The following is a 4,124-nucleotide window of genomic DNA, read 5'->3' as shown; positions in this document are numbered from 1 at the left end:
GCCGACACGACATACGACACGGCGGTGATGGAACAGATTGAGACGGCATCTGAGATCCAGTGGACAGACTCGGACGGGTTCAACATAGACACGGCGTTCATAGCGGACCTGATCTATCTGGTCCTGACAGACCATGACCGCAACAACGTGCCTCCGGACATGGAATCGTATGCGGTGACCGTTGTTTCGTTGACAGGCAACGATACGGAGATCCTGCTCGTGACGGAAAGTTACGAGACCAGCGGCGTGTTCGTGACGCACGACCCGTATGTCATAGGCCTCATGACGAGCGACACCCTGGGAGTGGCGGTCGGGGATGGCATACTCAGCGTCACCGATGACGACACCGTGGTGGTGCGGTATCAGGACCTCGAACGGCCGGGTGAAATCGCCGAGGACACGATCATGGTAATGCAACGGCCCACGCAGTCAGTGGTGTCACTGGTGCGCGCCACGGGTGGGTCGCCGGACACGTTCCTGATCGGAGACCAGATGTATATTGTCATTACCGACAAGGATCGGAATGACAGCCCGGCAGTGAAGGATACGATAGTCCTCACTTTGACCAGCCGCGTGCTGGGACTGGACACCGAGATACTCGTCATGACGGAGACGACGGAGACGAGCGGCGTCTTCAGCGACACCCTCGGGGTTGCCGGCCTCCAGGGACACCTGATCAGCGACACGTTGGGAAGGGAAGGCGACGAGGACGACAGTTTCGGAATACTGAGTGTCGGGGAGAGCGACGTCATCATGGTTTACTACCTTGACACTGAATATTTCCTGGTCACCGGCATGATCGACCAGTCGACAGACACGGCCTTGGCCGTTCAGCCGCTGACAGCTGTTGAAGGATATTACGGCAAACTCCCCGACTTCACGCCAACCGACTCGTACGTTATCGGGGAAGAAATGGCGGTGGTATTGACGGACTTCGACCAGAACAACAACCCGCGGTTGTCTGAGACGATTGTCATCACATTGCGGTCGCTGGTCGCCCCGGACACGGAGGTCATCATCCTGACGGAGCGCTCGGACACGGCGGGCGTGTTCACGTTCACTATGAGGCTGTCGGATACAGAAGGGTATTCCATAGGGGACAGCATGCTCATAAGCGCGGATCCGGACACGGCGCGGCTGGACTATCGCGACGACGATGACCCGACAGGAGACACGATATTATATGCGCGACTGTATCAGGACACGACTGTCGGATTCATCGAGTATGTCGACACCCTGGCGGTCCCGGTTGCCACTTACCGGATCAACGATTCCATGTTCCTGATACTCACGGATTTGGACAAGAACAACAAGCCGCGTACGGCGGAGACCGTATTCGTCACGGTGTTCAGCAGCATCGGCCAGGATACCGAGATCTTTTATCTGACGGAAACAACCGAGACAAGCGGGGTGTTCACCAATGTTCCCAGCTTTGTCCCGTCGATCGGCGGCATTCCAACGTCGAATTTCGACGGTGCCGGAATACTTGACAGCCGTCTGCTGGTGGGCCGTCTGGACACCGTGACAACCCGGTTCGACGATTTCGAGCCCAGCGGGGGGGACTCCGTCATTCGCATCATCATAATGCAGGAATCTCCGACGGCAAGTTCGGCGAATTTCGTGGATTCCAGGAACCTCTTCACCAAGGCCATATTGGCCGAGGACACGGTCACCATGATCGTTACCGATCTGGACCAGAACGAGGACCCGCGGAACCTGGATACCGTAATAGTGACCATATACAATCCCGGAGGCCGGGACACGGAAATAATTGTCCTGACGGAAAACGGATTGCGTACCGGCGTGTTCGTCGAAGACAGCGGAGTCGTGCCGACAAACCTGACTGATTCAACGGTGGGCGACGGAAAGGTGCTGGGCAATGACGGGCATATCGTGCATGGTGAATATTACGACCGAACGGTCCCGGCGGACATGTCTTCGGACACATTCATGCTCGTCGTGTTGCCTTCACCAGGCGTGATCAGCCTGCATTATCCCAATGGTGATGAGGCGCTTTATTACATGGAGACTGACTTCATCCACGTGTACCTGACCGACCAGGATCAAAATCTGGACCTCTTCGGCCGGGATACCATAGTCATCACTATCAGGATAAATACATGGCGCGACACCGAAATAATGGTCCTGACCGAAACACTTGTCGGCAGCGCGGTGTTCACCAGTTTGAGTGGGGACCAACTGATAACCATGTCCGGCGTCATACCACCGGTTGCCGGGGACCAGATTCTAACGATGGACATCCCGAGGCTTGTATTCGCCGATTACACGGATCCCACCCTGCCGATTGACAGATCATGGGATACGGCGCCATCCTACCCGTTGCGGACTTTGGCGTCTCTTCTCGTGACCGACATAAGAGGGTTGGATACAACCATATTCTATATCGGGGACCGCATCCACGTGGTATTGACGGATATGGACCAGGCCAAAAGTTTCTATGAACGGGACACGATCGCCATACCGATGCTGGTGCTCTCCTTCGGTCAGCCGATCGACACGGAGTACCTGGTCCTGACGGAACTGGGCGACACCGCCGGGATATTCACGATCAACGCGGAGACGCCGTTCACTGTCGGCATCAGAATGTCCGACACGGAGGGATTCGTGAGCGGGGACGGCATACTGCTTACCGGCGACGGCGACACCATGGACTTCCTCTACGCGGATCCGTTCGAGCCGCCTTGGGCGGTCACGGACACTGAATTGAGGACCCTGATGTTCCGGCACAGGCCCACCGATGCGGTGTTCATATTCACAACGGACACATGGGGTTATGCCTATTACAAGATAGTCGGTGACACGTTCTATCTGGAGTTGACGGACCGGGATCAAAATATTGATCCGCTGGTACTGGACACTGTCGTGGTCACAATGTCGGCGCATGGGGAGACGGAACTTGTCGTGCTGACGGAAGTGGTCGGCCGGGTCGGCGTCTTCCGAGGATTATTCCCGGCCTCATTTAACTCGATGGACAGTCCGTCGTACACCGGCATCATATGGGACGACACTGGCATGATAACGAGCGGGTACTATTTTGACCCCAATCCGCCGGGGGATTCCGATTGGACATATGACACGCTGGCGTCGGTTTCTCTGCCGACCGTGGGCGATGTGGAACTGTATGATCTTGATTGGGACACGTTGATCCTGGACGGTTATATCTTCGTTGTGGTGACCGATCTGGATCAGAGCCTAAACGTGGCCGGGTTGGACGAGTTTCAGGTGACGATATACACTCCAAACACCCACGACACCGAAATCGTGCTTGTTCGTGAGACATCCAACTTCAACGGATACTTCACGTCACTCGGTGTGGACACCATCATAATGACAAGCACCCTGGAGCCTGTCGTGATCGATGACGGGCGTCTGGTGGTCGATCCAGGCGACAGTTTCATAGCGGTGTATGTCGACACGCAGGCGTCTATTGCGCCAAACGATTGGGACACAGACATCGCGTTCCGCGCGCCGAATCCGCCGCAGATACTTTACCTGACTACCGCCCGTGGCGTGGTTGTCCCGGTGGATGGCGCCATCATAACTGAGACGCAGCCGGTCATCACGGTGTTGGGCGAGCCCGGAACTACAATGCAGTGGGACATCATGTCGATCAGCGGCACGACGACGGAGACGCGGGCGGTTGAAGCGGACGGGACGAACGACATACCGATCGTCCTGGAGGGCGGCGTAAACATCGTGCGATTCAGGCTGACAATGATCCTGTTCGACACCATGACGGTGGTGACCAAGTACGATTCGGCGATGATAATCGTCAATCTCTCGGTGCCACAGGCGCCGGTGTTCGACACGCCTGTTGACGGATCATACGTCAATACTACGACGCCGCTGGTGCGCGGATGGGCCGAGGCTGGAAACACGGTCGCGCTGACAGTCACTCAGACGAACGGAGAAACCAGCATCCTGACGACCATGGCTGATGCGAGCGGCGTATTCACCTTCCCGGCGGGAACGGTCGTCCTGAATGGCGAGGGACCGGTTTTGTTCTCGGCAGTGGCAGCCGACGGGTTCGGCCGTCAGAGCCCGGCAACGACAATACGGGTCATTGTGGACACGGCCGCGCCGCAGGCGCCGGTCATCATCTA

Annotated in this window: 1 protein-coding gene; it reads left to right on the top strand. The window is 56.9% G+C overall.

The features are described 5' to 3' along the window. Window positions 1-24: 24 nt before the first annotated feature. Window positions 25-4,124: hypothetical protein (locus tag AB1772_13215; protein MEW5797299.1), on the top strand; the 4,100-nt coding region annotated here is incomplete at its 3' end.

Source organism: Candidatus Zixiibacteriota bacterium (assembly GCA_040752815.1).
Classification (GTDB): Bacteria; Zixibacteria; MSB-5A5; order GN15; family FEB-12; genus JAGGTI01.
The sequence above is the reverse complement of the archived record's forward strand: the minus strand, read 5'-3'. Positions and strand labels throughout refer to the sequence as shown.